This is a genomic window from Thioalkalivibrio sp. ALE10 (assembly GCF_000381385.1).
GTDB lineage: Bacteria > Pseudomonadota > Gammaproteobacteria > Ectothiorhodospirales > Ectothiorhodospiraceae > Thioalkalivibrio.
This window is the reverse complement of record NZ_KB906450.1, coordinates 597,700-624,368: the sequence shown is the minus strand read 5'-3', so window position 1 is coordinate 624,368 and position 26,669 is coordinate 597,700. Positions and strand designations below refer to the sequence as shown.

Sequence of the window (26,669 nt, the reverse complement as noted above, 5' to 3'; positions counted from 1 at the left end):
CCCGCCTCAGGCGGGGTCGCGCGCGGGCGGCGCATCGCCCGGAGTATCACTGGCCTGCGGCCGGGATTTCTCGTCCGGTGGTGGCCCGGACGGCAGGTTGCGGGGCCAGGACTTGATCACCGCGTGCACCAGAGTCGCCAGCGGGATGGCGAAGAACACGCCCCACAGGCCCCAGATACCGCCAAAGATGAACACCGAGGCGATGATCGCCACCGGATGCAGGTTGACCACCTCGGAGAACAGCAGCGGCACCAGCACGTTGCCGTCGAGGAACTGGATCACGCCGTAGGCCACCAGCACCCAGGCGAACTCGGAGCTGAAACCGAACTGGAAGTACGCCACCGCGGCCACCGGGATGGTCACCACCGCGGCACCGATATAGGGGATGATCACGGAGATCCCGACCATGAACGACAGCAGCACCGCGTATTCCAGCTCGAACCAGTGGAAGGTGGCGAAGCTGACCGCCCAGACGATCAGGATCTCGATGAACTTGCCGCGCACGTAGCTGGCGATCTTCACGTTCACCTCGCCCCAGACCTCGCTGGCCAGATGCGTGTCGCGCGGCATGAACCCCCGGATCCAGCCGAGGATCTGGTCGCGGTCCTTGAGCATGAAGAACACCATCAGCGGGACCACGATCAGGTAGATCACCACATCCACCAGATGGCGCGCGGAGGCCAGCGAGAACGTCACCACCTGCTGTCCCAGCTGGGTGGCCTCGGCGCGGATCGCGCCCATCAGCTCGAACACCTGCTCGTCGGTGATCAGCTGGGGGTAGCGCTCCGGCAGCTGCAGCAGCAGTTTCTGCCCCTCGGAGATCATGCCCGGCAGTTCGCGCACCAGCTGGGTCACCTGCTGCGACATCAGCGGCACCACGCTGAACAGCGCGGCCACGGTCGCCAGCAACGCGCCCAGCAGCACCAGCACCACCGCGATGATGCGCGGCACATGCAGACGCTGCAGCTTGGATACCGCTCCCTCCAGCAGGTAGGCAATGATCACGCTGGCCAGCAGCGGCGCCAGGATGCGCCCGGCGAACACGATGATCAGCAGCCCGACCAGCAACAGCATGGCCAGGATCACCACCTGCGGATCCGTGAAGTGCCGCCGGTACCACTGGCGGAGCATGTCGATCATGACGTCGGGCTGTCCTTGTCGTTGCCGCCGCGATGCGGGTCCTCGGCCTGCACCCTGGCCTGATAGTGCGACCAGAATACCTCTTCCAGTTCGTCGATGACCTCGTCGGCCTCGCGACCCTGCATTACGTGCTGGGCCATCAAGGACGAGGCCTCGTTGAGCAGCTTGCCGCGATCCAGCATGTAGTAGGTGGCGGTCAGCCGGCGCATCGCCTTGATCACCGACTCGCCCTCCGGCCGCGGGATGGGCTCGGGTTCCGGCACGCCGACGGGTTCGGGGGCAGCCGCAGGGTCACCGCCCTCGTCGCCCGCCCCGGCACCATCACCGGCACCGTCACCCTGGGCTTCGAGAAAACGCGCGAACTTCAGCAGGCTCGCCCTATCCTCCTCGGACAGGCGCGCGGCCACCTCGGCGATTGCCTCGGTGGTCGCATCACGCCGCCGCCCGGCCTGGCCGCCGGCCAGGACCTGCCCGAGGTCCCCGGGCAGGCCGGCGCCCGTCGAGCCCTTCGGCGGGATCATCCATCACCCTCGATCTGCAGGCTGAACACGGGCATCTTGCGCCGCTCCTGCATCAGCGACAGCTGCTTGACCAGGGCGACGAGCAGTTTGTCGGTGACCTGCTGCATCTGGTTCCATTCCATGCGCGCCTCACCGAGCAGTTCGCCCATGTTCGGCGGCGGGTTGTGGTCGGCCTCCATCAGTATGTCTTCCAGCATCCCCGGCTTGGCTTCCGGACGGAACAGCATGCCATAGGTCAGCTCGTCGGGCCGCACCATCAGCCACTCGCCATCGTCATCCACCATGATCGGCTCCAGCCCCTCGGGCAGCTCCACCGAGCCGTGGTGCAGCTGCAGCACGCGCTCGCCGTCCATCGCCTCGGCCACCGGGTCACCTTCGCCGGCCGCGGTCTTGCGGGCGGTAGTGAAGCGCGCCACGTAGGGCGGCTCCTCGCGGGCCGTACCGCCGGCCTGCTCGGCCACCAGCAAACCGCCCATGCCCAGCCCGACCACCGGGCGCTGGGAGCGGCGGAAGATGTCGATCAGGGACAGTTCGTCCGGGACCTGCGGGTTGTTCTCGCGATCCGCCGTAGGCCAGGCACCGCCCAGCAGCCACAGGCCGTCGAACTGGGCCGCCGACCCGGGCAGGTCCTGCCCGACGAAGGGACGGTAGTAGGAGAATCCGATGTCGCGTTTTTCGAGCTGGGCCTCGATCAGGGCCAGGAACTCGGAATAGGTGTGCTGTACTACGCAGTAGTTCTTCATCGCACTTTGTCCTTATTTGGGCATGTCGGGGCCGGGCCGGCAGTAGTCCTGCAGGAACTGCTTGAGCACCTCCAGCGTCGGCACCCGGAATTTCTGTCGCGCGTGGACCAGCGAGATCGGCCGTTCCAGCGCGGGGTCGAGCGGGATCGCCGCCAGTTCGCCCAGGGCCAGTTCCTTGGCCACCACGGCCTCGGACAGCACCGAGACCCCCATGCCGGCGGCCACGGCCCCCTTGATGGCCTCGGGGCTGCCCAGTTCCATGCAGCCGCGCAGGGCGTTGCGGTCGTACCCGGCCTGCCCAAGGTACTCCATGATGACCTCGCGGGTCCCGGAACCCTCCTCACGGCATATGAATGGGGCGTCGACGAAGGCCTCCACCCCGACACTGTCGCGTCCGGCGAGCGGATGGTCGGGCGGTACCACCAGCTGCAGACGGTCACTGAAACAGGCCTGCACCTCCAGACTGCGATGGGTCACCGGCGCCTCGACGATACCCAGGTCCACGCTGCCTTCCTCGACCATGCCCACCACCATGCCGGTGTTGCCCACCCGCAGGCGGATGCCGATCTCCGGATGCGCACGGCGGAACGCCCCCAGCAGCGACGGCAGCATGTATTCGGCCACCGTGGTGCTGGCGCCGATCACCAGCGCCCCGGCGGCCCCCTTCAGCTCGCGCAGGGCGGCTTCCATCTCGCCGTAGGTATCGAAGATCCGCTCGGCGTAACGCCGCACCAGTTCCCCGGCTTCGGTCAGGGCCACCCGGTTGTGGTTGCGATCGAACAGCCGCGCGTCCAGCTGCTCCTCCAGCTGGCGGACCTGAAAGGTCACCGCCGGCTGGGTCATGTGCAGGCTCTCCGCCGCCCGGGTAAAGGACAGCTGCCGCGCCACCGTCAGAAACACCTGCAAGCGTCGATCGGCCATCGGCCCCGTTCACCCCTTCGCGCGCAAAAACGCCATGCTACCAGCACCTGTCCGGCACGGCAGATGCGGACGGGGCGGCCCGCAAAGGCCCCGCGCCGGACCCACGCAATCGCCACCGCCGTCTCGGGTGGCTAGACTCCGCCCCATGAGCAAGGCTTGGAAGAAACTCGATCTGGAAGGTGGCGGGCTGCAGGCGGTCAACGCCCGGCTGGCCAGTACCATGCGTTCGCGGCCGGCGGCCTATGCCGCGTGGCTGCTGTTCCCCGTCGGCGGGCACCGTTTCTATCTCCACGAACCCGTCGGTGCGGTGGCGTTCATCGCCGGCAGCGCGGCCACCGCCGCCCTCGCCGTATTCGCACCCGGACTCTGGTGGCTGCTCCCGGCGGCACCGGTCGCCGCGCTGGCGGCCTTTGACCTGGTGTGGATCGACCGTCGCGTGACGCGCTACAACAAGGAACTGCGGATGCGGGCCTTCCTGCGCAAGGGCAACCGCCCGCCGCAGGACTATCGCGGACGCTACACCTCCGACGAGGACGCCCAGCGCGAGCTGCAGGAATATCAGGAGGTCAAGGAAGGCGAACGCCCGGGCCAGCCGGGCCCCGCCGGTGCCAACGACCGCGATCGCGATGCCGGGGGGAAACGCCGCATGCCCAGCTTCAACGAACAGGAGGCGATGCTGCGGCAGATGCGGCAGCGCCGTCAGGACGACGAGGACTGACCGGCCGCCCCGGCGCCCCCGTCGCCAACCGCCGGCTCAGTCGTCGCCGGGGCGCCATACGCCGCTGGCTTCCTGCGGCGCAGCGGGCTGCTGCTGCTTCTGGCCTTCCACGTCGTCGAACACCGATTCGGTGAAGGCGGCGAGCTGCTTGAGGTAATCCTTGCGTTCATCCACCGACTCGGGCATCTGCGCCAGCAGAAAGCCGGTGATCGCACTCAGATACTGCACGGCCACCAGCGGCTGCTGGGCACGCGGGTCGGCCTCGGCCAGCACGCCCTGGACCTTCTGGATCAGTTCACCGGACAGCTGCAGGGTTTCGTCGCTCATGTAGCGGTCTCCGTTCGCGCTCTGAAGTTTTCGTAAGATTCGCGGCGGGCACCCTAAGCCATGCCCGGGCGCACGGAAAGTCCGCCCTTGCAGCGGCGGGCCTTTGGTCAGCCCTGGCGCGACCGCCAGCCCTCGTCATCGCGTTCGGGCGAGTCCTCCGCCAGCGGGGCGTCGTCCTCCACGTCGAAATCCTCGTAGGCCCGGTCGGGCGGCACCTGCCAGGGCTCGGAGGGCACGATGTTGTGCTCGCCCGGCCGCGGCGCCCAGCGCTCCTCCTCCAGCCCGCGGATCAGGCCGACGATCATCACCAGCATCACCAGCGAGAACGGAAGGGCCGCGAGGATGACCGCGCTCTGCAGCACCTCGAGTCCGCCGGCCAGCAGCAGCACCGCGGTCAGCAGGCCCATGGCGCCACCCCAGGTCGCCAGGTGCACCGTGCGATGTTCGGTGGAGCCGTGCGCCAGCAGGGTGTTGATCACCACGATGCCGGCGTTCGCGGAGGTCAGCAGATAGGTCGCGATCAGCACCGTGACCAGCAGGCTGCCGCCGATCGCGACCATCCCCGGCTCCAGGGTCTCCATGGTCAGGAAGGTCGCGCGGGTCATGTCCTCGCTGACCGCGGCGGCGATGCCGGCCATCCCCTCGGACTCGGCGTACAGTGCGGTCCCGCCCAGCAGGCCCAGCCACACGAAGGTGATCAGGGTGGGCACCAGCAGCACGCCCATCACGAACTCGCGCAGGGTGCGCCCGCGCGAGATGCGCGCGATGAACAGCCCGACGAACGGCGCCCAGGCCAGCCACCAGCCCCAGTAGAAGACCGTCCAGTCGGCATGCCAGCCGTCGGTATGGTGGGCATGGGTGTACAGCGACAGCCCCATCAGGTTCTGCAGATAGGAGCCGGTGGACTGCACCACCAGCGCCAGCAGGTACTGGGTCGGCCCCCAGATCAACAGCAGCGCGAGCAGCCCTGCGCTGAGCCACATGTTGGCCTGCGAGATCCGCTGCACGCCGGACTGCAGCCCGGTCACCACCGACAGCACCGCAATCACCGTGAGTACCGCGGTAATCACCACCTCGGTGGTCGCCGAGGTGCCCATCCCGGTCAGGTGGTCCAGCCCCGACCCCAGCTGCTGGATGCCCAGGCCCAGGGTGGTGGCGATGCCGAACACCGTCGCGAGAATGGCCAGCAGGTCGACGATGTCGCCCGGCCAGCCGTGCACGTACTTGCCCAGCATCGGATGCAGGGCCGAACGCAGGGCCAGCGGCTGGCCCCGGCGAAAACCGAAATACGCCAGCATCAGCGCCAGCAGCGCGAACACCGCCCAGGCGTTGAGCCCCCAGTGGAAATAGGTCAGCACCATGGACATGTCCGCCGCCGCCGGGTCGCCGTCGCCGGCCACGAACGGATTGCCGCCGTAGTGACTCAGCGGCTCGGCCACCGCCCAGAACAGCAGGCCCACCCCCATGCCCGCGGCGAACAGCATTGCCAGCCAGGACAGGGTGGTGAACTCGGGGACCTCGTCGTCCCGTCCCAGGCGCACGTCCTTGTAACGGCCGATGCCCAGCCAGATCACCAGGACCAGGAAGAAGGCCATGGCGGCGACGTAATACCACTCCAGCAGGGGGCTGAGGAAATCGCGTGCGCCGCTGACCGCGGCATCCACCTGATCGGTGCGGTAGATCGCCAGCGCCACGATGATCAGCACGGCAACGATGGAGACGAAGGCGACACGGGGGTTCAGGCCCTTGAACGGACCGCGGGTGGCAACGTTGTACATGGTTCCCCTGGTTTCCGGATCCGATGCGGGCGGGTCAGGCGGACGACCGCCGGGGCGTGAACGACTCGCCGGCCGGGCTGGTCCCGCATCCCGGCCCCGCACGGTCGCGGGCGGCCCGAATGATCGCATGGACCCACCGCAGCTTCGCAATCGCGGCCGGGGTCAGCGTGAACGGGTAGATGTGGCCGTGCCCCATGCTGCGGTTAAGGCTGTTGAGGGCATTGGTCAGCGGCAGCCAGTGATCCATCAGGGTATCGATGTCCGGGGCATGATAGGGATCGTAATCCGGCGCGTGGCTCATCGCCGAGCCGGCCAGCCCCTCGGCGCCAACCTCGAGGCCATAGGCCCGCGCGGTGTCCAGGGTGTCCACGATGTGCAGATAGTGCGCCCAGGTCTCCGCCCAGTCCTCCCACGGATGGGCACTGGCATAGGCACTGACGAAGCGCTCCTGCCAGTCGGCCGGCGGCCCCTCGCGATAATGCCGGCGCAGCGCGGCATCATAATCGGCACGCTCGTCGCCGAACACCCGGCGGAAATCCTCGTGCGCCGGGCCGCCGCGCACCAGGCGCTCCCAGTAATGGTGGCCGCTCTCGTGGCGGAAATGTCCGAGGATGGTGCGATAGGGCTCGGCCATCGCCTCGCGCATGCGCTCGCGCACCGCCGGATCGGCCTCGGCGATATCCAGGGTGATGAGACCGGCGGCATGCCCGGTCACCACGCCACCCCCCTCCTGAAACGCCGGCGCGGTGGACGCCAGGAAATCGAATGCCAGGCCCGCGGGGTCATCGCGCCTGGGCGTCACCGGCAGGCCGAGCCGCAGCAGGCCATAGACCAGACGCCGCTTCTCCGCCTCCAGACGCGCCCACAGCGTCCGGTTCCCGGGAACCCTCAGGTCGGGGATGGTCCGGTTCAGACGGCACGCGCGGCAGAACGGATCCGGATCCGACTCCGGCACCATCCAGTTACAGATGCCGTCCACCGCATAATGCCGGCACTGCCGATAGCGCGGGCCGTCCGGCTCCCCGGCCACCTGCCACCATCCCCCCGCGACCTCGCGGCCCTGCCGGTCGGTGCCCGTCCCGACCGGAGCCAGGGCCGCCACCCGCATGCGGTCGGGCAGAAAACCCAGGCGGTGGCCGCAGCGGGTGCAGCGGGTATTGTCGAAATGAACCGCAAGGCCACAGGCCTCGCACTCGAACAACTGCATGGATCTTCCCCGCCGTTCCCGGTCTGCCGGTACCGCTCCAGAGTACGCCCTCCGGCGCCCCGCGTCAGGGCCCCTCGAGCAGTGTCCGCACCCGCTCAAGGGTTCGTGGATGCTCGAGGATGCCCGCATGCGTGGCATCCACCCCGTAGAGACTCGCGGCCGCCGCCTGGGCCTCCGGCCGCAACATGCTCTCGAGGCTCACCACACCGTCGGTGAGCTCGCGGCTGCGCCCGCTGTCCCGGCGATGCGCAAACAGCAGATGGGTCTCGGCCGGGATCCCGGTCGATCCGGCGAACAGGCCTTCCAGAAATTCGCTGCCCGGCGCCATGTCCCGCCAGACCGGCACCACGACCGGCGCATGCGCGACCCCGGTCGCGGCCATCCGGTGGCCACCCCAGGGCGTGGCCAGGGTCACCAGGCGCGGCACCCGGGCAGGCGCGCCACGGCGCTCGCGCTCCAGCAGGAAACCGCGCGCCACCAGGCCGCCCATGCTGTGCGCCACCACCTGATACCGCTCCAGGTCGTGGCGCAGCTCCAGCTCTTCCATCACCTGGGCCAGGTGCACCGCGGCCGCTTCCAGCGGGACACCCGACGGGTAGTAATATGCCCAGGGCTGGAAACGGCGAGTATCCAGATCCTCCACCAGCGCCTCGAAAGAGACGGGCGAACCGTTCATGCCGTGGATGAACAGCACCGGCTCGCGCGCGGGGTCGTAGGGACCATCGAGGAAATACACCCCGGCGTAGCCATCGCGGACGAAATCCAGCGGTCGCCACTGACTGGCGGCGGCAATCGCCGGATCGAATCGCGGGTCCGCCAGCGTGGTGACAAGACCGAAGGCCGTAACCCGCCCGAGGCTGGGCAGCGAATCATCCTCGTGTGCCGCCCGTTCCGCCGCCGCGCCCGGGAACGTCAGGCCGCCCTCGTCGAACGCCCCGTCGATTCGCCTCGCGGGGTCGTCGACCCGAATGCGCTGGTCCAGGTAGCGCTCGCCCGCGCCGCAATCGAGCGTTGCACCGCGTTCCCAGGCATGAGCGGCCCCCGGCACGGCATCCGCATCGCGGCCATCCTGCCAGTAGCCCAGCACCGACCACACGCCCGGTTCGAGGGCAAAGAACCACTGCCCGCCGGACCCGGTGAGCACGTGATCCACCACCTCCGGCGGCAACCCCTCACCGCGCTCGCGCACCGCCAGCACCACGTAGGCCCCGTCGTCCGAATCCTTGCCAAGCTCTCCGGCCCCGGCGATGCGGCCCTCCAGTACGCAGGCGCCCTGCATCGCGGCAAACTGACCACGCGCCTCCAGCAGGGTGCAGCCGGTCCCGGCCACCGCCACGGCCAGCAGCACCGGCATCCACGCAAGCCGCCACATCAGCCGGCGGAACACGTCACGCACCCCTGCCCGCTCATCCATGGTTTCATCCTCCGGCCCGGCCTCCGGCGGGCCCCGACGCTTCCATTCCGGGCATGTTCCCGCGCCACGCGCCGCCCGTCCAGCCCGCACCATCCATGTGCATTCTGCACCACAAAAGAGCAGCCAGGATTGTCCCGGGTAGCAGCTTATGCCTTAATGCGCGCCCATGATTCACACAGGAAGACACTCATGAACGGAAGTCTCGACGAGAAACTCGAGCCGATCTATCAGGAAGTCCTGCACCGCAACCCGGGCGAGACGGAGTTTCACCAGTCCGTGCACGGGGTGCTGCAGACCCTGGGCCCGGTTCTGGTCAAGTACCCGGAATTCGCCGACCTGAAGATCATCCAGCGCGTCTGCGAACCGGAACGCCAGATCATCTTCCGCGTGCCCTGGCAGGACGATCGCGGCGAACTCCAGATCAACCGTGCCTTCCGCGTGCAGTTCAACAGCGCGCTGGGGCCGTACAAGGGCGGCATCCGCTTCCATCCATCGGTGTATCTGGGGATCGTCAAGTTTCTCGGCTTCTCCCAGGTCTTCAAGAATGCGCTTACCGGGCTGCCGATCGGCGGCGGCAAGGGCGGCAGCGACTTCGATCCCAAGGGCCGCTCCGACGGCGAGATCATGCGCTTCTGCCAGAGCCTGATCACCGAGATGTATCGCTACCTCGGCGAATACACCGACGTCCCCGCCGGCGACATCGGCGTCGGCCAGCGCGAGGTCGGCTACATGTTCGGGCAGTACAAGCGCCTGACCAACCGCTTCGAATCGGGCGTGTTCACCGGCAAGGGTCTGGACTGGGGCGGCAGCCGTGCGCGCACCGAGGCCACCGGCTACGGCGCGGTGTTCTTCACCCAGGAGATGCTGAAGGCCCGCAACGATTCCCTCGAAGGCAAGCGGGTGGTGATCTCGGGTGCCGGCAACGTGGCGGTCTTCGCCACGCAGAAGGCGCAGCAGCTGGGTGCGAAGGTCATCGCCTGTTCGGACTCGCGTGGCGTGATCCTCGACGAGGACGGCCTGGATCTGGACCTGCTGCGCCAGATCAAGGAGCGTGAACGCGGCCCGGTCTCGGACTACGCCGAACGCAAGCCGAGCGCGAAATACCGTGAAAACGGCTGCATCTGGGAGATCCCCTGCGAGGTCGCCCTGCCCTGCGCCACGCAGAACGAACTGACCGGCAAGGATGCGAAGGCACTGGTCGAAAACGGCTGCATGGCGGTCGCCGAAGGCGCCAACATGCCGGTGACCCCGGAGGGCATTCAGACCTTCCGCGAGGCGGGCATCGCGTTCGGTCCCGGCAAGGCCGCCAACGCCGGCGGCGTGGCCACCAGCGCGCTGGAAATGCAGCAGAACGCCAGCCGCGACTCCTGGACCTTCGAACACACCGAAGCACGCCTGCAGGAGATCATGGCGAACATCCACCAGACCTGCTTCGAGACGGCCGAAGAATACGGCTCACCGGGCAATTACTCGGTCGGCGCCAACATCGCCGGCTTCGTCAAGGTCGCCCGCGCCATGGAGGCCATGGGCCACATCTGAGGTCCCGGGGTCGACAGTTCCAGCATGCCGGCCACGACCAGCAGCAGGAACATCAGCACCGCGCAGGTGGCACTGACCACAAACGAGCCGATGCCCGGGCCCGATTGCCTCTGCTCGGGCATCGGCCGTTGTGCAGGCGCAGCGGGGGTACGCCAAAGCGTCCCGGAGGAGCACCCCCCGGGGGCGGCCTGGTTCAGCGCTTCCATGGGGGAGGCACAGCTCACCAGAAAGCCCGCGACCTGCGGTGACCACTTCTGACGGAAAGGGTGGCCTGCAGGGCGAGTGAGGCAAGCTTGAAACCGATTCGGACCGAACGTAGGGTTGACAACATAGCAACAGCCAAAAGGAGATTGGCGATGAACCACGACGACCGGGAACGGATCTCCACGGTGATCAACTATTTCTGGGGTGAAGACACCGCAGCGCCCCATGCTGTAACCCGGAATGTCGCGAAGGTTGCCTTGGAAGCGCTTCAGGAAGCTCAGTCCTGCACAGCGGCAATGGACATGGTTCCGCGCCCTGGCGCTACCAAGGCGGGGCCCCGTTATGCGGCCAAGCAGCTGGCGAAGATTGGCAAGCGAATTGCCTCTGGCGATACGTCCCAGTACGAGACCTGCCGCAGTCAGGTCGCCGTTGCGTACAAGTCGAGAATCAATATGGCGCTGATGGGGTTGTGATCATGAGCAAACGACTTGCTTCGGTCGCACTTGCGCTTTCGTTCACCCTCATGCTGGCCAGCCCCAATGCGACATCAGGTGACCAGCTGACACTGTCATACTCCGGACAGCAATACCTGCTTCCTCCGAACCCTGTTGCCATAGGGTCAGCGGGGGGCAAGGACAATGTTCTGATCATCAAGTACAGCGAAAAGTCCGGAAAGGACTATATCAGCCTCTCCCGGGGGGGCAACCTGGAAACCGGGGCATGTAGTTATCCCGATTTCTTCCGGTCGACCCTGGATTCACAGGCCGAAGATAGCTGTGCAAACTCGGCCATCGACGCCTTCCGGCGGATATTCGTCGCCGACGCGGAAACGGACGTTTGGGAGGTCTCGGGCCATCTCCACTACTACTTCCGCACGGCCGATCATGGCACCTTCGTTTTCTCGGTGATCGACGACCATGCCATCATCGTGATCGACACCGATTTTATGGAAGAACAGGAACTGCGCCACGCCCTGACCGGGCTGGCAGAGTGATGCAATTCCGAGGCAAGAGGATTACTGCATCATGGGGTAGGGCACTCCAGCACGCCTTATACCTGACTCGGCACCACTGCTGAACGTGCAACCCGTTGCGGACGCAGCAGCCCCCGGTCAGCAAACAATAATTATCGTTTCCCCGCCCCCTCCCAGAAAAAGCCCGCGCAGGGCGGGCCCTGGAGGTGGGGAAATGCATCGGACGGATCAGGCGACGGCTGCGTCCCTGGTGAAGCGGAGCTGGTTGCCCTCCATGTCCACGCGGATGGTGTCGCCGGAGACGAACTCGCCGGACAGCAGCTGCTGCGCCAGCGGGTTCTCCAGCTGGGTCTGGATCGCCCGCTTCAGCGGCCGCGCCCCGTACACCGGGTCGAAGCCCGCCTCGCCGAGGTGATCCAGCGCCGCGTCGGAGACCTCCAGCCCCAGTTCGCGCTCCTCCAGGCGTTCGCGCAGATAGCGCAGCTGGATGTCGGTGATCGCGCGGATCTGCTCGCGCTCCAGCGGGTGGAAGACCACCACGTCGTCCACGCGGTTGATGAACTCGGGCCGGAAGTGCTGCCCGACGATCTCCATCACCGCGCCCTTCATGCGATCGTAGTTGTCCTCGCCGGCCATCTCCTGGATCTGCTGCGAGCCCAGGTTGGAGGTCATCACGATCACCGTGTTGCGGAAGTCCACGGTACGCCCGTGACCGTCGGTCAGGCGGCCGTCATCCAGCACCTGCAGCAGCACGTTGAACACGTCCGGATGCGCCTTCTCGACCTCGTCCAGCAGGATCACGGAGTACGGCTTGCGGCGCACGGCCTCGGTCAGATAGCCACCCTCCTCGTAACCGACATAGCCCGGGGGCGCCCCGATCAGCCGCGCCACGGAGTGCTTCTCCATGAACTCCGACATGTCGATGCGCACCATGGCCTCCTCGGTGTCGAACAGGAAGCCGGCCAGCGACTTGGTCAGCTCGGTCTTGCCGACGCCGGTGGGGCCGAGGAACAGGAACGAGCCGTTCGGACGGTTGGGATCCGCCAGCCCGGCGCGTGAACGGCGGATGGCGTTGGCCACCGCGGTCACCGCCTCGTTCTGGCCGACCACGCGCTCGCCGATGGCCTCTTCCATGCGCAGCAGCTTGTCCTTCTCGCCCTCCAGCATCTTCGCCACCGGGATCCCGGTCCAGCGCGAGACGACCTCGGCGACCTCCTCGTCGGTCACCTTGTTGCGCAGCAGCTGGGTCTCCTGGCTCTCCATCTCGTGGGCCATGGCCAGGGACTTTTCCAGGTCCGGGATCTTCCCGTACTGCAGCTCGGACATGCGCGACAGGTCACCGGCGCGGCGCGCGGTCTCCAGCTCCTGGCGCGCACGCTCCAGTTCTTCCTTGAGCTGCGCGGCGCCGGAGACCGAGGCCTTCTCGGACTTCCACACCTCTTCGAGGTCGGAGTACTCGCGCTCCAGGCGCCCGACCTCTTCCTCCAGCGTGCCCAGGCGCTTCTTCGAGGCCTCGTCGGATTCCTTCTTCAGCGCCTCGCGCTCGATCTTCAGCTGGATCAGGCGGCGTTCCAGGCGGTCCATGGACTCGGGCTTGGAGTCAATCTCCATGCGGATGCGGGAGCTGGCCTCGTCGATCAGATCGATCGCCTTGTCGGGCAACTGACGGTCGGTGATGTAGCGCTGCGACAGCTGCGCCGCGGCGACGATCGCCGGGTCGGTGATCTCGATCCCGTGGTGCACCTCGTAGCGCTCCTTCAGCCCGCGCAGGATGGCGATGGTGTCCTCCTGCGACGGCTCGTCCACCAGCACCTTCTGGAAGCGGCGCTCCAGCGCGGCGTCCTTCTCGATGTTCTCGCGGTATTCGTTGAGCGTGGTCGCGCCGATGCAGTGCAGTTCACCACGCGCCAGCGCCGGCTTGAGCATGTTGCCGGCATCCATCGCGCCCTCGGCCTTGCCGGAACCCACCAGGGTGTGGATCTCGTCGATGAACAGGATCACGCGACCCTCTTCCTGCGAGATCTCGTTGAGCACCGACTTCAGGCGTTCCTCGAAATCGCCACGGTACTTGGCCCCGGCCAGCAGCGAGCCCATGTCCAGCGCCAGCACGCGCTTGTCCTTGAGCCCTTCGGGCACCTCGCCGTTGACGATACGCTGGGCCAGGCCCTCGACGATCGCGGTCTTGCCGACCCCGGGCTCGCCGATCAGCACCGGGTTGTTCTTGGTGCGGCGCTGCAGCACCTGCACCGAGCGGCGGATTTCCTCGTCACGCCCGATGACCGGATCCAGCTTGCCCTGCTCCGCGCGTTCGGTCAGGTCGGTGGTGTATTTCTCCAGCGCCTGCCGATTCTCCTCCGCGTTGGGGTCGTCCACCTGAGCCCCGCCGCGGATCTGCTCCACCGCGTCCTCGAGGCTGTCCTTGTTGGCCCCGGCATTGCGCAGCATCTCGCCCACGCCGGCCTTCTCGTCGATCGCGGCCAGCAGGAACAGCTCGCTCGGGATGTACTGATCCTTGCGCTCCTGGGCGAGCTTGTCACACACGTTGAGCATGCGCCCCAGGTCGCTGGACACGTGCACGTCGCCGGCGGCACCCTCCACCTTCGGCATGCGGTCCAGCGCCTCGCCCAGCGCGGACCGCAACTGGCGCACGTTGACCCCGGCACGGTCGAGCACGTGGCGGGTGGTGCCGCCCTCCTGATCCAGCATGGCCAGCAGCAGGTGGGCGGGTTCGATGAACTGATGATCCCGGCCCACCGCCAGCGACTGGGCGTCGGAGATCGCGCTCTGGAATTTGGTCGTCAGGCGATCCATTCGCATTGGATTGATCCTCGCTTCGAAATTGGCAACTGACCTGAACCATGGGGCCACGCATACCCGGGTTCAAGTCCGCGGCCACAAATTCCCGTTTCCGTGCGCGTTCTCGGGTCCACCTGCGGCGCGCGGGAAGCCCCCGCCCTTACCGGCGCTTTCGGCAGGCCGGCCCCGCGGCTGTTAAATTGTTGAGTACAACACTAGGAGATAAGCGCTCGTCATGCCCTATTCGGAACAGCAGATCACGTCCCTGCATCGCTGGTCGGACAAGACCTTCAGCTTCACCACCACGCGGCCGGAAGGCTTCGAATTCCGCAACGGCCAGTTCGTCACCCTCGGCCTGCGCCCCGAGGGCAAGCTGATTCCGCGCGCCTATTCGATCGTGTCCGACCCGTCCAGCGAGGAGCTCGAGTTTCTCAGCATCCACGTGCCCGACGGCGACCTGACCAGCCGCCTCGCCCATGTCGAGCCCGGCGATTCGATCTGGATCAACGACAAGGTCACCGGTTCGCTGACGGTGGATTACGTGCAGCCCGGGCGGCATCTGTACATGCTCGCCACGGGCACCGGCATCGCGCCGTTCGTCTCCCTGGTCCGCGGCGACGAGGTGTTCGAACATTTCGAACGGGTCATCCTCGTGCACAGTGTCCGGACCGTGGAGGAACTGGCCTATCGCGAGGAGCTGGAGGCAAAGATCAGCGATCGCTTCCGTTACATGCCCACCGTAACCCGCGAGGATCACGACTTCGCCTGTCCGGTGGCGCAGCAGCCATTCGACAACAACCAGCGCGGCGCCGAACTGTTCCGCTCCGGCGAGCTGTTCCGGGCGCTGGATCTGCCGCCGGCGGACCCGGAACAGGACCGCGTAATGCTGTGCGGCAACCCGGCGATGAACCGCGAGATGAGCCAGTGGCTGGAGGAGCACGGCTGGGTGCAGACCAGCTACAAGGGGACCGGCACCTACACCGTGGAGCAGGCCTTCGTGACCACCATGGACGACGCCGACGACTGACGCTCCCGCATCAGCCCCCCAGCAGGATCCAGCGCGCCTCGTTGAGGCGTTGCAGGGTGGCCGTGTCGCCGCCCCGGTCGGGGTGGTGGCGCTGGGCCAGGCGGCGGTAGCGGGACTGGATCTCCGCGTCGTCCACCGGATCCGCCAGCTCCAGCACCGCCAGCGCCGCCGCCCGGCGGTCGCCGCCGTCCATCCGCCGCCAGAAGCCGTCCAGCAGGGCCTGCACCGCGGCCGCATCCATGTGATCCAGAGTGCTCAGGTCGAGGTAATAGGCCCGCAAAGGGTCCTCGCGCACCGGGGCCGCGGAGACCGTGCCGGCGGTTGCCGCAGCCCCCGCGCCGGCCATGGCCCGCGCCTGAATACCGATATCCAGGCAATGGATGCGCAGCCATTCGCCCTCGGCCGCCAGCCGGTCGCGCAGGCGATAGAGGCAGTGAAACAGCAGGAAATGAGTACGGAACAGCCCCAGCGGTTCGCGCAGGTCGGCTCCGGCGAAAGGCACCACGCCGGCGTCACGCAGGCGGGCGATCAGCGCGTGCTCGGTCTGCCCCGCGGCCTGCGCGCGCACGCCCTGTTCCACCGCCGCCAGCAGTCCCGGATCGACTTCGGTATCGCCCCCGGTACGCGCACCCGCGGCGGCATCGACGACGGGGTTCACGAGGCGTCCGGCGTATCGCCGTCGATGTAGTACCAGTGACCGTCGATGCGCCGGAACCGGCTGCGTTCGTGCAGCCGCATGCCCTGGCCGTGCAGCCGCGCGCGGGCGACGAATTCGACCCTCCCGGCGGTGTCGTCGGGGCCGCCGGCTTCGCTGCCGCGCACACTCAGCCCGAGCCAGCGCCGGTCCGGGTCCAGCTCCAGCGAGGCCGGGCGGGTCTGCGGATCCCAGGTCGCCAGGATGTAGGCCTCGTTGTGCTCGGTGTAGGCGGTGTACCGCGAACGCATCAGCGCCTCGGCGGTCTCCGCCGGGGCGCTGCCGTCGATGCGCGGCCCGCAGCACCGCTCACGCGGCTGACCGGACCCGCAGGGGCAGTTCACGCTGTCCGGTTTCGGCTTGCGGCTCCCCATCTCGATCCCCCGAGAAAAAATGATCAGGACGCGGGAAATCCCCCCACGCCAGTGCAGGGAGTAGCGTAACCCCCAGCCACACCGGAGTGAACCGCATGGACGATATCCTGATCCTCGGCTGCGGAGACCTGGGCACCGGGCTGGGCCGTCGGCTGCACGACGCCGGGCACCGGGTCTGGGGCCTGCGCCGCCACCCGGAACACCTGCCCGAATGGATCCACCCGCTGCGAGGCGACCTTTCCGATCCCGACGGCCTGCCGGAGCTGCCGCGAACGGCACGGGCGGTGTATTTCATCACCACCCCCGACCAGATGGACGACACCGGCTACCGGCGCGCCTATGTCGACGCCCTGCAGCACGCGCTGGGCGCCCTGGAGCGCCAGGGCCTGCAGCCGGCACGCGTGATCTTCGTGTCGTCCACCGGCGTCTACGGCGTCGATGACGGCAGCCGGGTCGACGAAGACACCCCCGCCCTGCCACAACGCTTCTCCGGACGCCGCCTGCTGGAGGCCGAACGCCTGCTGGAGGCCTCGCCGTACCGTGGCATCCGCCTGCGCCTGGGCGGGATCTACGGACCGGGGCGCGAACGCATGCTGGATCTGGCGCGCGCCGGCCAGCTGGGCGATGACGAACCGCCGACGTGGACCAACCGCATCCACCGCGATGATGCGGTCGGCATCCTGCACCACCTGTTCACGCTGGCCGATCCCGATCCGGTCTATCTCGGCGTGGATACCGAACCGGCCCTGAAAAGCGAAGTGCTGCACTGGCTCGCCGCGCGCCTGGGTACCCTGCCGGCAGATGCGGCGGTCCACCGCGTGGATGCCCGCGACGGGGCCCGCGGCCGGCGCTGCGACAGCCGGCGCCTGCAGGACTCCGGCTACCGCTTCCGCTATCCCGACTACCGGGCCGGCTTCGCCCCGCTGCTGCCCTGAAGCATACGCCCGCCGCACACACGAAAAAGGCCCCGCCCGGCAGAACCGGAGGGGCCCGGAGAGACCCGGCCCGGGGAGGCAGAACCCCGGGACCGGTGGTCGGAACCCGGAGGTTCAGACCTTGGTGTAGCGCAGGTACGAGCGGATCTCGTCGAAGCCCTGCGGGAACTTCTTCTGCGCTTCTTCGTTGCTGACCGTCGGCGGGATGATCACCTGGTCACCCGGGGTCCAGTCGGCCGGCGTCGCGATGCCGTGCTTGTCGGCGGTCTGCAGGCCGTCGATGGCGCGCAGGATCTCGTCGAAGTTGCGGCCCAGCGACATCGGGTAGGTCATCATCAGACGGATCTTCTTGTTCGGATCGATGATGTAGACCGAACGCACCGCCGCGGTGTCACTCTCGCCGGGGTGGATCATCTCGTAGAGTTCCGAGATCTTCTTGTCGGCGTCGGCGACGATCGGGAATTCGAGGGTCGTGTTCTGCGTGTCATTCACGTCCTCGATCCACTTGTTGTGCTCTTCCACCGTATCGGTGGACAGACCCAGCGGCTTCACGTTGCGGTCCGCGAACTGCTTCGCGAGCTGCGCGGTGCGACCCATCTCGGTGGTGCACACCGGGGTGAAGTCGGCCGGGTGGCTGAAGAAGAAGCACCAGGAATCGCCGATCCACTCGTGGAAGTCGATCTTGCCGGTGGTGGTGTCGACCTGGAAGTTCGGTGCGGTATCGCCCAGACGAAGCGTCATATCGCTATCTCCTTTGCTTGTTTCCGTTCATTGGGTTGATGGCAGATGATCGTTATCGATCATGTGCATCACTATATCGGCGAATTCTTATGATGTGAATTCTATTATATCAATCACACCGATCGCCTTATCCTATGAGTGGCCCTGGATCCATTTCCATGGCTGTTTCATGGTAAATCATTGGTGTCTCCACCTCGCCCGAAGTTCCCGCCGGACAGTGACCCGGTCCACAAACCGTACGGCTCAGACCGTATCCCGCCGCCAGATCAGGATCTGGTTGTTCGCCGGCATGTCCACCACCGCCTCCCGGGTCAGGCCGCAGGCGCTCGCCAGCGCGTCCAGGTCGGCGCGATCGCGCACCCCCATCCCCGGGTCCTGCTGGCGCAAAGAACGGTCGAAGCGCGCGTTGGATTCGGCCGTGTGCTCCCCGTCGTGCGCGAACGGCCCGTACAGCGCAAACAGCCCGTCCGGTTCCAGGACCCCGGCGACCCCGGCGAACAGCGCCTCCACCCCCGGCCAGTGCAGGATGTGGACGGTGTTCGCGCTGTAGACGTAACGAAACGGACCGTCCGGCCAGGGATCAGCGGCGACGTCGAGGGCGCGCGGCGGCTGCAGGTTGGGCGCCGCCGCCTCGCGCCGCCACGCCTCGATCCCCGGCAGGTGTTCGACGACATCCGTGGGCAGCCACTGCAGATGTCCCAGGCGCGGCGCCATGAAAGCCGCATGCTGCCCGGTCCCCGCCCCCAGCTCCAGCAGGGCACCCGGACGGACGAACCACCGTTCCAGAACCTCCAGGATCGGCTCGCGGTTCTGTTCGGCCGCCGGTGCATACGGGCGCTGAGGCACTTCCATGGGATTCTCCGGATCTGCAGTGTGCGGATTCCGGCCCAGCATAAGCGACGCCCGAAGCGACCAGGTGCAAGACCGCACGTTCAGCGGGTCCGCGATGGACCCCGCAGGTGCGGGACTGCCATGATCCGTATTCAGGTCCCTTTTACGGAGAGCCCCCATGTCCCGCTACCCGCATCGTCCCGCCCGCTCCCGGATCTTTGCATGGGCCACCGCCCTGGGGCTGCTCCTCGGCGCCGTGGCCGCCACCTCCCACGCCGACGCACGCGAGCCGGCCAGCGACCCGGACACCCTCCTGCCGGTGGAGCTGGCCACCGTGGGGGTGGACTCGCACAGCGGCCTGCCCATTGCCCTGCTGCGCGACCCCGAATCCGCCGAGGTCGTGCCCATCGTCATCGGCACCGACCAGGCCCGCGCCATCCTCCTGGCCATGCAGGATGTCGACGTACCGCGGCCCATGACCCACGACCTGATGGTCGACCTGCTGCGCGAACTCGACGCGGAGCTGGAACGGGTCATCGTGGACGGGCTGGAAGACGGCACCTATCTTGGCACGCTGGAGCTGCGTGTCCCCGGCGAGGGGGCACCGCGGCGGATCGATGCCCGGCCCAGCGACGCCCTCGCGCTGGCAGTGCGCACCGGCGCGCCCATCGCGGTGGCACCGGAAATCCTCGAGGCCGACGTCCCCTTCGATTTCCAGCCCCCCGGTGACGACGAGATCGTCACCGCGCTGGGCATCACCGTGATCGAGGCCCGTGCGGATCTGCGCGAGGCCCTGGGCCTGCCGGACGAGCCCGGCGTCCTCGTCAGCCGCGCCGAGGGAGCCGCCGCCGAGGCCGGCCTGGAGCAGGGCGCGCTGATCCTGGAGGTCAACGGACGCAGCCCGGAAACCCCGATCGACTTCCTCGAGGCCGTGGGAACCACCCCGGACGACGAAGAAGCCGAATTGCGCTTCTGGCTGGACGGCGAGACCCGCACCATCACGCTGCCCACCGACGTCCCGGTGCTGCCGGACGACGAAGACGCGATTCAGGCCTGAACGCGCGCCGCCGGGTCCCTCCGCGGGCGCTTCAGCAAATGTGCCGGCGCAGCCAGTCGATGCTGGCCATGGTTGCCGGGTCGTGCGGACCCGGCTCGCCGGCCGGGTCCAGATCCGCCAGCACCCGGCCGGCCAGCTGCTTGCCCAGCTCCACGCCCCACTGATCGAAGGCGTTGATCTCCCACAGGCTCGCAAGCACGTAGATCTTGTGCTCGAACAGGGCGATCAGCGCCCCCAGGCGCTCCGGATCCAGGTCTTCCAGCAGGATCAGCGTGCTCGGACGGTCCCCGGGGAAACTGCGATGCGGCGCCAGCGCCTCGATCTCGGCCGCATCGCGACCGGCGGCGGCCATCTCCGCCCGGGCCTCGTCCTCGCTGCGCCCCAGGGCGAGCGCCTCGGCCTGGGCCACCAGATTGGCCAGCAGCATCGGGTGCTGTTGCGGCAGGTCGTGTTCGGCGCGCGCAACGCCGATGAATTCCGCCGGCACCCGCCGCGTACCCTGATGCAGCAGCTGATAGAACGCATGCTGCCCGTCGGTGCCCACCGCGCCCCAGACCAGCGCCCCGGTATCCCCCTCCACCGGCGTGCCGTCCAGCCGCACCCGCTTGCCCAGGCTTTCCATCTCCGCCTGCTGCAGATACGGCGGCATGAAGTACAGCCGCTCGTCGTAGGGCAGCACCGCGCGCGACTCCGCACCCTGGGTATCCTGATTCCACAGGTCCACCAGCGCCATGCGCACCGCCGCGTTGTCCTCCAGCGTCGCGGTGCGCACGTGTTCGTCCATCGCATGGGCCCCGGCCAGGAACCGGCGGAAACCGTCCATGCCCAGCATCAGCGCCACCGGCAGGCCAATCGCCGACCACACCGAATAGCGACCGCCGACCCAGTCCCAGAAACCGAACATGCGCTCGGGGGCGATCCCGAATTCGGCAACCCGCTCGCGCGCGGTGGACACCGCCACGAAATGGGCCGCGACCGCGGACTCGTCACCACCGGCATGGCGCACCAGCCAGTCCCGCGCGGCCCGGGCATTGGTCAGGGTTTCCTGGGTGGTGAAGGTCTTGGAGGCCACCACGAACAGAGTCGTCTCCGGATCCACCTGACGCAGCACCTGCCACAGGGCCTCGCCGTCGATGTTGGAAACGAAGTGCATCTCCGGCGGACTCCCCCCGGCGGTCGTGGGGGCATGATCCGCCAGCGCCCGGCAAACCATCCGCGGCCCCAGATCGGAGCCGCCGATCCCGATGTTTACCACCGTGTCGATCGCCCGCCCGGTGAACCCCCGGTGGGTCCCGTCCTGCACCTCCCGCACGAAGGCCTCCACCCGGTCCAGGACCGCATGCACTGCCGGCACCACGTCTTCGCCGTCCAGCTCGCAGCGAGCCTCGCGGGGCAGGCGCAACGCGGTGTGCAACGCGGCCCGCCCCTCGGTCACGTTCACCCGCTCGCCGCCGAACAGCCGCCCCAGCGCCGAAGGGATATCGGCGGCCCGCGCCGCCGCGAACAGCGCCTCCCAGGCATCGGCATCGAGCCGCTGGCGCGTCCAGTCCAGGCGCAGGCCGGCCACCTCGCGGACATCGCGCTCCACCCGTTCCGGCTCGCGCGCCAGCAGCTCGCGCAAATGCTCCGGCTCCAGGCGCCGGGCTTCCTTCTGCAGGGCTTCGCGCGCGGCGATTCGATCGGAACGGTTCATGCACTTAACTCGCGTCGTGGATACGGGTCCAGCATAATCCGCGACCCGGCGCCCGTCAGCCTGCGCGGCCGTGAACCGCCTGCGACTGCGTTACACTGGACGCCCCGTCACGGAGAAGCCGTCATGCGCATCCTCTTTGCCACCAGCGAGGTCTACGGTCTGGTCAAGACCGGCGGTCTCGCCGATGTCAGCGCCAGCCTGCCTGTCGCCCTGCGGCGCCGGCGACAGGACGCGCGCCTGATCCTGCCGGCCTACCCCGAGGCGGTGCAGCGCCTGCGCCGGCCGGTCACCCACCCGGGACCGGAAGACGCTCCGTGGCAGCTGATCGAGGGCCATCTACCGGGCACGCGCATGCCGGTCTACCTGGTCGACTGGCCGGAATATTTCCAGCGCGCCGGCAACCCGTACACCGCCTCCAACGACCAGGACTGGCCGGACAACGCGCAGCGCTTCGCCGGCTTCGCCCGTGCGGTGGCCCGAGTGGCCGCGGATGACGCCGGGCTGAACTGGACCCCGGAGATCGTCCACGGCAATGACTGGCAATGCGGCCTGCTGCCGATCTACCTGCGCGAGGCCTGCGGCACGCGGGATGCACCGGCGTCGGTGTTCACCATCCACAACCTGGCCTACCAGGGCCTGTTCCCTGCCGAAACCGCGACCGCGCTGGGGCTGCCCGCCGAGCTCTGGCACCCGGACGGCGTCGAGTTCCACCAGCAGCTGTCCTTCATGAAGGCCGGGCTGATGTTCAGCGACGCCATCACCACCGTCTCGCCCACCTATGCCCGCGAGATCCAACAACCGGAACACGGCATGGGCCTGGACGGCGTGCTGCGCGCGCGGGCCAACGTGTTCCACGGCATCCTCAACGGCGTCGACTACCGCGCCTGGGACCCCGCCCACGACCCGCACATCGCCGCCGCCTACGGGCCCGACGACCTCTCCGGCAAGGCCACCTGCAAGGCCGCCCTGCAGCGTCGCCTGGGACTGGCCGAAGACCCGGACATCCCGCTGCTGGGTCACGTCGGGCGCATGGTCGAGCAGAAGGGCATGGACCTGCTGCTGGCGGTGGCCGCCCCGCTGGCCGAGGCCGGGCGCATTCAGCTGGCGCTGGTCGGCTCCGGGCAGACCGATCTGGAGCACGCCGCGGGCGCCCTGTCGCGGGCCCACCCGGGGCGGGTGGGTGTCCACATCGGCTACGACGAACCGCTGGCCCATCAGATCGAGGCCGGTGCCGACCTGTTCGCGATGCCGTCGCGCTTCGAGCCCTGCGGGCTCAATCAGCTCTACAGCCTGCGTTATGGCACCCCGCCGGTGGTACATGCCACCGGTGGCCTGGCCGATACCGTGGTCGACGCCACCCCCGAAGCCCTGGAGGACGACCGCGCCACCGGTTTCACCTTCACCCCGGACAGCATCCCGGCGCTCGGCGACGCCCTGGAGCGGGCCCTGGCGCTTTACCACGCCCGCGCCGACGGCCGCTGGGAACAGCTGATGCGCACCGGGATGCAGCAGAACTTCGACTGGCAGGTCGCGGCCGGGGCCTATCTCGAACTCTATCGCGCACACCGCCCCCGGGCGCGCGCGGGCGCATCTGCGCTATAATCGCCGGCTTTCGCCGCCGACCGGCACGGGCCGGCAGGCAAGCAACCACCACGGCGGGGCCGGCTGCGGCCGGCCCCCTGCTGCGCGGGCCGCCTCATGAACCAAGCCGATCACAACGACCGTTTCCTGCCCCAGGACAAGGAACTGCGCGCGCGCGTGCGTCTGTTCGGAGAATTGCTGGGCAACGTCATCTGGAAACTCGAGGGCAAGACCGTCTTCGACGCGGTGGAGACCCTGCGCCGTGGATTTGTCAGCCTGCGCAAGGAGGAAGACCCGGAGCTGCGCCAGCGGCTGATGGATGACATCACGCAGTTCGACACGACCCTGACCGAGCGCGTGATCCGCGCCTTCAGCATCTACTTCTCGCTGGTCAACATCGCCGAGGAAGACCTGTTCTACCGCTGGCGCCGCGCCCAGGTCTCCAGTGGCGAGCCTCTGTGGCTGGGCTCCTTCGACCAGGCCCTGCGCGAACTGCACGACGACGGCGTCACCGCGCAGGAACTGGAGGAACTGCTGGGGCAGCTGCACTACCAGCCGGTGTTCACCGCGCATCCCACCGAGGCCCGGCGGCGGACCACCATGGAGAATCAGCGCCGGGTGTTCGAGACCGCCGACCGCCTCAACCAGCCGGGACTGGGCGACGAGGAACGTCGCCTGATCACCGAGGAGCTGGAAAGCCAGATCCAGATCCTGTGGCGCACCAACGAGGTGCGGGTGAGGAAGCCGGAGGTCCAGGACGAGATCAAGTACGGGCTGTTCTATTTCGAGGAGAGCCTGTTCGAGGCGGTACCGCAGAGCTACCGTTTCCTCGAGAAGGCGATCCGCCGCATCTACGGGGTCAATCCGGACGGCTCCCTGCCGGTGCGGATCCCCGCGTTCCTGCATTTCGGCTCCTGGATCGGCGGCGACCGCGACGGCAACCCCAACGTCACCCCGGAGGTCACGGCACTGGCCTCGCGTCTGGCGATGGAACAGGTGCTGCGCGAGTACATCAAGCGGGTCAACGAACTGCGCAACGTCCTCACGCACTCCTCCTACATGTGCGAGCCATCGGCGGAATTCCTCGCCAGCCTGAAATCGGACGCGACCATCTCCAACGCGGTGTTCCAGGGGGCCTCCGACCGCTTCGAGACCGAGCCCTACCGGCGCAAGCTCTACATCATGCGCTACCGCCTGCGCGAGACCCTGGGTACGGTCAGCCGGCGGATCCGGGGCGAGGCCGCGGTGCTGCCCACCAACAGCGCCTACGCCACCCCGGAGTCGTTCCTGCACGACCTGAAGCTGATCCGTGACTCCCTGATCAGCCACGGCGACCGCAACATCGCCAGCGGCGCGCTCACCGACCTGATCCGCCTGGTCGAGACCTTCGGCTTCCACCTGCACCATCTGGACGTGCGTCAGGAATCCACGGTGCACACCGAGGCGGTGGCCGAGATCCTGCGCGCCATGGATCCCGAGCTGGATTACGCGTCCATGGACGAGACGGCCCGCCAGCAGTGCCTGGCCGAGATGATCGCGCGGAAGGGCGATCTGCGGCGTCCGGACAACCTGAGCGAGGGCACGCGCGAGACCCTGGAGGTGTTCGACGTGATCCGCCGCATGCGCGGCGAGGTCGGCCCCCGCGGCATCGGCACCTACGTCATCTCCATGACCCACGCGGCCTCGCACGTGCTGGAAGTCCTGCTGCTGGGGCGCCTGGCCGGACTGGCCGGCGAAGATCCGGAAACCGGAGCGTACTGCCACCTGCGCATCTCGCCGCTGTTCGAGACCATCGAGGACCTCCTGCACGTCGAGGACGTCCTGGAGGGCCTGCTGTCGAATCCGGTCTACGCGCGCCTGCTGGCCGCCTCCGGAAACGTCCAGGACGTGATGCTGGGCTACTCGGACTCCTGCAAGGACGGCGGCATCCTGGCCTCCAGCTGGAACTTGTACGAGGCGCAGAAGAAGATCGTCGGCATCACCGACCGCTACGGCGTGCGCTGCCAGCTGTTCCATGGTCGCGGCGGCACCGTCGGGCGTGGCGGCGGCCCGACCCACGAATCCATCCTTGCCCAGCCCCCGGCCACCGTGCAGGGCGGCATCAAGTTCACCGAACAGGGCGAGGTACTGTCGTACAAGTACTCCAACGTGGAGACCGCGGTGTACGAGCTGGGCATGGGCGCGACCGGGCTTATGCTCGCCTCGCGCAGCCTGATCCGCCCGCCGCGCTGCGACCGCGACGACTACCGCGAGACCATGGAGGAACTGGCGCGCCTGGGCGAGGATGCCTACCGCGATCTGATCGACCACACCCCGGGCACGCTCGACTACTTCTACGAGATCACCCCGGTGCAGGAGATCGGCTATCTCAACATCGGCTCGCGACCCTCGCACCGGCGCAAGACCGACCGTTCCAAGAGTTCGATCCGCGCGATCCCGTGGGTCTTCGGCTGGGCCCAGTCGCGCCACACCCTGCCGGCCTGGTACGGCATCGGCACCGCGCTGCAACGCTGGCGCGGCGACGATCCGGCACGCCTGGAACAGCTGCAGCGCATGTATCAGGAGTGGCCGTTCTTCCGTTCGCTGCTGTCCAACTGCCAGATGGCCCTGACCAAGGCCGACATGCGCACCGCCGCCGAGTACGCCCGGCTGTCGCACGACACCGACCTGTCCGAGCGCATCTATTCGCGGGTACGCGAGGAACACAGCCGCACCGTCAACGAGGTGCTGCGGGTGGCTCAGCTGGACGGGCTGATGGAAGAAACGCCTCTGCTGGCGCGCTCGCTGCAGCGGCGCAACCCCTATCTGGATCCGCTCAACAGCATCCAGATCCACCTGCTGCGCCAGTCACGGGGTTTCGAGGCCGAGAACGAAGGGAACGGGGACGCCCGGGAGAACCCCTGGATCTCGCCGCTGCTGCGCTCGATCAACGCGATCGCCGCGGGTATGCGCAACACCGGCTGAGACCGGAGCGGGACACGCACTGGCCGGGGCCCGGGGCTCATGCAGGGCCCCGGGCCAATAATGCCGTACTCAGGCGGCCTGGACGGGGATATCGTGCCCGGTGCGGGCGATGGCGTTGTCGGCGTCGAGATACACCAGATCGGGGGTGAACTCGCGCGCCTCGGCGGCATCCAGCTGGCCGTAGGCGCAGATGATCACGCGGTCGCCCACCGAGGCCTTGTGCGCGGCGGCGCCATTGACCGAGACCACCCCGGAGCCGGCTTCCGCCTCGATCGCGTAGGTGGTAAAGCGTTCGCCATTGTCCACGTTGTAGATCTGGATCTGCTCGAACGGCAGGATCCCGGACGCCTCCAGCAGACGCGTATCGATCGCGCAGGACCCCTCGTACTCGAGTTCACAGTGCGTGACCCGGGCCTTGTGCAGCTTGCCCTTGAGCATGGTGACCAGCATAAGCGTCTTTCCGTCGGCGAACGGTGTTTTTACGGGGCCGA

The 26,669-nt window shown here is 67.8% G+C and carries 24 protein-coding genes; 9 read left to right on the top strand and 15 right to left on the bottom strand.

What is annotated here, in order from left to right:
• Positions 1-6 precede the first annotated feature (6 nt).
• Genes F788_RS0103170 through F788_RS0103155 form a run of 4 tightly spaced genes read right to left on the bottom strand, consistent with a single transcriptional unit; the run spans position 7 to position 3,325 of the window.
• Positions 7-1,140, bottom strand: coding sequence for an AI-2E family transporter (locus tag F788_RS0103170; protein WP_019589229.1), 1,134 nt, complete (start codon positions 1,138-1,140; stop codon positions 7-9).
• Positions 1,137-1,661 (bottom strand): hypothetical protein, encoded by a 525-nt coding sequence (locus F788_RS0103165; protein ID WP_019589228.1) that lies wholly within the window; start codon positions 1,659-1,661, stop codon positions 1,137-1,139. The genes F788_RS0103170 and F788_RS0103165 overlap by 4 nt, the downstream gene beginning before the upstream one ends.
• The gene (locus F788_RS0103160; protein WP_019589227.1) at positions 1,658-2,404 is read right to left on the bottom strand and encodes a type 1 glutamine amidotransferase; all 747 of its coding nucleotides are present in this window, start codon (positions 2,402-2,404) and stop codon (positions 1,658-1,660) included. The genes F788_RS0103165 and F788_RS0103160 overlap by 4 nt, the downstream gene beginning before the upstream one ends.
• Positions 2,405-2,416: 12 nt before the next feature.
• The gene (locus tag F788_RS0103155; protein WP_019589226.1) at positions 2,417-3,325 is read right to left on the bottom strand and encodes a LysR family transcriptional regulator; all 909 of its coding nucleotides are present in this window, start codon (positions 3,323-3,325) and stop codon (positions 2,417-2,419) included.
• Positions 3,326-3,470: 145 nt separating this feature from the next.
• Between F788_RS0103155 and F788_RS0103150 the strand changes: the two genes are divergently transcribed.
• Positions 3,471-4,043 (top strand): hypothetical protein, encoded by a 573-nt coding sequence (locus F788_RS0103150; protein WP_019589225.1) that lies wholly within the window; start codon positions 3,471-3,473, stop codon positions 4,041-4,043.
• Between the two features lie 36 nt (positions 4,044-4,079).
• Here the strand turns inward: F788_RS0103150 and F788_RS0103145 are convergent, their stop codons facing one another.
• The 4 genes from F788_RS0103145 to F788_RS0103130 all read right to left on the bottom strand — a co-directional run bounded on the left by F788_RS0103145 (position 4,080) and on the right by F788_RS0103130 (position 8,769).
• On the bottom strand, positions 4,080-4,370 hold the full coding sequence (locus F788_RS0103145) for a hypothetical protein (protein WP_018871131.1): 291 nt from the start codon (positions 4,368-4,370) through the stop codon (positions 4,080-4,082).
• A gap of 107 nt (positions 4,371-4,477) precedes the next feature.
• The gene (locus F788_RS0103140) at positions 4,478-6,148 is read right to left on the bottom strand and encodes a BCCT family transporter (RefSeq protein ID WP_019589224.1); all 1,671 of its coding nucleotides are present in this window, start codon (positions 6,146-6,148) and stop codon (positions 4,478-4,480) included.
• 34 nt (positions 6,149-6,182) lie between these two features.
• Positions 6,183-7,355, bottom strand: a complete 1,173-nt coding sequence (locus tag F788_RS0103135) for a putative zinc-binding metallopeptidase (protein WP_019589223.1) — start codon at positions 7,353-7,355, stop codon at positions 6,183-6,185.
• Positions 7,356-7,419: 64 nt separating this feature from the next.
• Positions 7,420-8,769, bottom strand: coding sequence for an alpha/beta fold hydrolase (locus F788_RS0103130; protein ID WP_019589222.1), 1,350 nt, complete (start codon positions 8,767-8,769; stop codon positions 7,420-7,422).
• A 189-nt stretch (positions 8,770-8,958) separates the two neighbouring features.
• Between F788_RS0103130 and gdhA the strand changes: the two genes are divergently transcribed.
• The 3 genes from gdhA (at position 8,959) to F788_RS0103115 (ending at position 11,506) form a co-directional block, all read left to right on the top strand.
• Entirely contained in the window at positions 8,959-10,308 is a 1,350-nt protein-coding gene (gene gdhA / locus F788_RS0103125; RefSeq protein ID WP_019589221.1) for an NADP-specific glutamate dehydrogenase, read from the top strand.
• A gap of 356 nt (positions 10,309-10,664) precedes the next feature.
• Complete coding sequence (locus tag F788_RS0103120; RefSeq protein WP_019021337.1) at positions 10,665-10,985, top strand: hypothetical protein; 321 nt, start codon at positions 10,665-10,667, stop codon at positions 10,983-10,985.
• A 2-nt stretch (positions 10,986-10,987) separates the two neighbouring features.
• A complete protein-coding gene (locus F788_RS0103115; protein ID WP_231372012.1) occupies positions 10,988-11,506 on the top strand; it encodes a hypothetical protein in 519 nt (172 codons plus the stop codon).
• A gap of 207 nt (positions 11,507-11,713) precedes the next feature.
• Here F788_RS0103115 and clpB read toward each other — a convergent pair whose 3' ends face one another.
• Positions 11,714-14,296, bottom strand: coding sequence for an ATP-dependent chaperone ClpB (gene clpB / locus F788_RS0103110; RefSeq protein WP_019589220.1), 2,583 nt, complete (start codon positions 14,294-14,296; stop codon positions 11,714-11,716).
• A gap of 220 nt (positions 14,297-14,516) precedes the next feature.
• Here clpB and F788_RS0103105 point away from each other — a divergent pair, with 220 nt between their 5' ends.
• Positions 14,517-15,308, top strand: a complete 792-nt coding sequence (locus F788_RS0103105; protein WP_019589219.1) for a ferredoxin--NADP reductase — start codon at positions 14,517-14,519, stop codon at positions 15,306-15,308.
• Positions 15,309-15,318: 10 nt separating this feature from the next.
• Here the strand turns inward: F788_RS0103105 and F788_RS0103100 are convergent, their stop codons facing one another.
• Both F788_RS0103100 and F788_RS0103095 read right to left on the bottom strand, forming a co-directional pair.
• Positions 15,319-15,966 (bottom strand): DNA-J related domain-containing protein, encoded by a 648-nt coding sequence (locus F788_RS0103100; RefSeq protein ID WP_019589218.1) that lies wholly within the window; start codon positions 15,964-15,966, stop codon positions 15,319-15,321.
• Complete coding sequence (locus tag F788_RS0103095) at positions 15,963-16,376, bottom strand: YchJ family protein (protein ID WP_019589217.1); 414 nt, start codon at positions 16,374-16,376, stop codon at positions 15,963-15,965. Before F788_RS0103095 ends, F788_RS0103100 begins: the two co-directional genes overlap by 4 nt.
• A 95-nt stretch (positions 16,377-16,471) precedes the next feature.
• Between F788_RS0103095 and F788_RS0103090 the strand changes: the two genes are divergently transcribed.
• Positions 16,472-17,311, top strand: a complete 840-nt coding sequence (locus tag F788_RS0103090) for an SDR family oxidoreductase (RefSeq protein ID WP_019589216.1) — start codon at positions 16,472-16,474, stop codon at positions 17,309-17,311.
• Between the two features lie 114 nt (positions 17,312-17,425).
• On the opposite strand, the gene F788_RS0103085 is transcribed toward F788_RS0103090, so the two are convergent.
• Positions 17,426-18,052, bottom strand: a complete 627-nt coding sequence (locus F788_RS0103085) for a peroxiredoxin (protein WP_019589215.1) — start codon at positions 18,050-18,052, stop codon at positions 17,426-17,428.
• Positions 18,053-18,295: 243 nt separating this feature from the next.
• Positions 18,296-18,904 (bottom strand): DUF938 domain-containing protein, encoded by a 609-nt coding sequence (locus tag F788_RS0103080; protein ID WP_019589214.1) that lies wholly within the window; start codon positions 18,902-18,904, stop codon positions 18,296-18,298.
• Between the two features lie 157 nt (positions 18,905-19,061).
• Here F788_RS0103080 and F788_RS0103075 point away from each other — a divergent pair, with 157 nt between their 5' ends.
• Positions 19,062-19,940: a bifunctional nuclease family protein gene (locus tag F788_RS0103075; RefSeq protein WP_019589213.1), complete on the top strand. Its 879-nt coding sequence runs from the start codon at positions 19,062-19,064 to the stop codon at positions 19,938-19,940.
• 31 nt (positions 19,941-19,971) lie between these two features.
• On the opposite strand, the gene pgi is transcribed toward F788_RS0103075, so the two are convergent.
• A complete protein-coding gene (gene pgi / locus F788_RS0103070) occupies positions 19,972-21,633 on the bottom strand; it encodes a glucose-6-phosphate isomerase (RefSeq protein WP_019589212.1) in 1,662 nt (553 codons plus the stop codon).
• A gap of 123 nt (positions 21,634-21,756) precedes the next feature.
• Here pgi and glgA point away from each other — a divergent pair, with 123 nt between their 5' ends.
• Both glgA and ppc read left to right on the top strand, forming a co-directional pair.
• A complete protein-coding gene (gene glgA, locus F788_RS0103065; protein ID WP_019589211.1) occupies positions 21,757-23,235 on the top strand; it encodes a glycogen synthase GlgA in 1,479 nt (492 codons plus the stop codon).
• A 96-nt stretch (positions 23,236-23,331) separates the two neighbouring features.
• Positions 23,332-26,178 (top strand): phosphoenolpyruvate carboxylase, encoded by a 2,847-nt coding sequence (gene ppc, locus F788_RS0103060; protein WP_019589210.1) that lies wholly within the window; start codon positions 23,332-23,334, stop codon positions 26,176-26,178.
• A gap of 69 nt (positions 26,179-26,247) precedes the next feature.
• On the opposite strand, the gene panD is transcribed toward ppc, so the two are convergent.
• Positions 26,248-26,628 carry an aspartate 1-decarboxylase gene (panD, locus tag F788_RS0103055; protein WP_019021349.1) on the bottom strand — a complete coding sequence of 127 codons (381 nt, stop codon included), beginning with the start codon at positions 26,626-26,628 and terminating at the stop codon, positions 26,248-26,250.
• Positions 26,629-26,669 lie beyond the last annotated feature (41 nt).

Bases quoted from the DNA above. Each gene is read 5' to 3' on its own strand.
- F788_RS0103170 (WP_019589229.1), bottom strand. From the start codon at position 1,140: ATGATCGACATGCTCCGCCAGTGGTACCGGCGGCACTTCACGGATCCG.
- F788_RS0103165 (WP_019589228.1), bottom strand. From the start codon at position 1,661: ATGATCCCGCCGAAGGGCTCGACGGGCGCCGGCCTGCCCGGGGACCTC.
- F788_RS0103160 (WP_019589227.1), bottom strand. From the start codon at position 2,404: ATGAAGAACTACTGCGTAGTACAGCACACCTATTCCGAGTTCCTGGCC.
- F788_RS0103155 (WP_019589226.1), bottom strand. From the start codon at position 3,325: ATGGCCGATCGACGCTTGCAGGTGTTTCTGACGGTGGCGCGGCAGCTG.
- F788_RS0103150 (WP_019589225.1), top strand. From the start codon at position 3,471: ATGAGCAAGGCTTGGAAGAAACTCGATCTGGAAGGTGGCGGGCTGCAG.
- F788_RS0103145 (WP_018871131.1), bottom strand. From the start codon at position 4,370: ATGAGCGACGAAACCCTGCAGCTGTCCGGTGAACTGATCCAGAAGGTC.
- F788_RS0103140 (WP_019589224.1), bottom strand. From the start codon at position 6,148: ATGTACAACGTTGCCACCCGCGGTCCGTTCAAGGGCCTGAACCCCCGT.
- F788_RS0103135 (WP_019589223.1), bottom strand. From the start codon at position 7,355: ATGCAGTTGTTCGAGTGCGAGGCCTGTGGCCTTGCGGTTCATTTCGAC.
- F788_RS0103130 (WP_019589222.1), bottom strand. From the start codon at position 8,769: ATGGATGAGCGGGCAGGGGTGCGTGACGTGTTCCGCCGGCTGATGTGG.
- gdhA (WP_019589221.1), top strand. From the start codon at position 8,959: ATGAACGGAAGTCTCGACGAGAAACTCGAGCCGATCTATCAGGAAGTC.
- F788_RS0103120 (WP_019021337.1), top strand. From the start codon at position 10,665: ATGAACCACGACGACCGGGAACGGATCTCCACGGTGATCAACTATTTC.
- F788_RS0103115 (WP_231372012.1), top strand. From the start codon at position 10,988: ATGAGCAAACGACTTGCTTCGGTCGCACTTGCGCTTTCGTTCACCCTC.
- clpB (WP_019589220.1), bottom strand. From the start codon at position 14,296: ATGGATCGCCTGACGACCAAATTCCAGAGCGCGATCTCCGACGCCCAG.
- F788_RS0103105 (WP_019589219.1), top strand. From the start codon at position 14,517: ATGCCCTATTCGGAACAGCAGATCACGTCCCTGCATCGCTGGTCGGAC.
- F788_RS0103095 (WP_019589217.1), bottom strand. From the start codon at position 16,376: ATGGGGAGCCGCAAGCCGAAACCGGACAGCGTGAACTGCCCCTGCGGG.
- F788_RS0103090 (WP_019589216.1), top strand. From the start codon at position 16,472: ATGGACGATATCCTGATCCTCGGCTGCGGAGACCTGGGCACCGGGCTG.
- F788_RS0103085 (WP_019589215.1), bottom strand. From the start codon at position 18,052: ATGACGCTTCGTCTGGGCGATACCGCACCGAACTTCCAGGTCGACACC.
- F788_RS0103080 (WP_019589214.1), bottom strand. From the start codon at position 18,904: ATGGAAGTGCCTCAGCGCCCGTATGCACCGGCGGCCGAACAGAACCGC.
- F788_RS0103075 (WP_019589213.1), top strand. From the start codon at position 19,062: ATGTCCCGCTACCCGCATCGTCCCGCCCGCTCCCGGATCTTTGCATGG.
- pgi (WP_019589212.1), bottom strand. From the start codon at position 21,633: ATGAACCGTTCCGATCGAATCGCCGCGCGCGAAGCCCTGCAGAAGGAA.
- glgA (WP_019589211.1), top strand. From the start codon at position 21,757: ATGCGCATCCTCTTTGCCACCAGCGAGGTCTACGGTCTGGTCAAGACC.
- ppc (WP_019589210.1), top strand. From the start codon at position 23,332: ATGAACCAAGCCGATCACAACGACCGTTTCCTGCCCCAGGACAAGGAA.
- panD (WP_019021349.1), bottom strand. From the start codon at position 26,628: ATGCTGGTCACCATGCTCAAGGGCAAGCTGCACAAGGCCCGGGTCACG.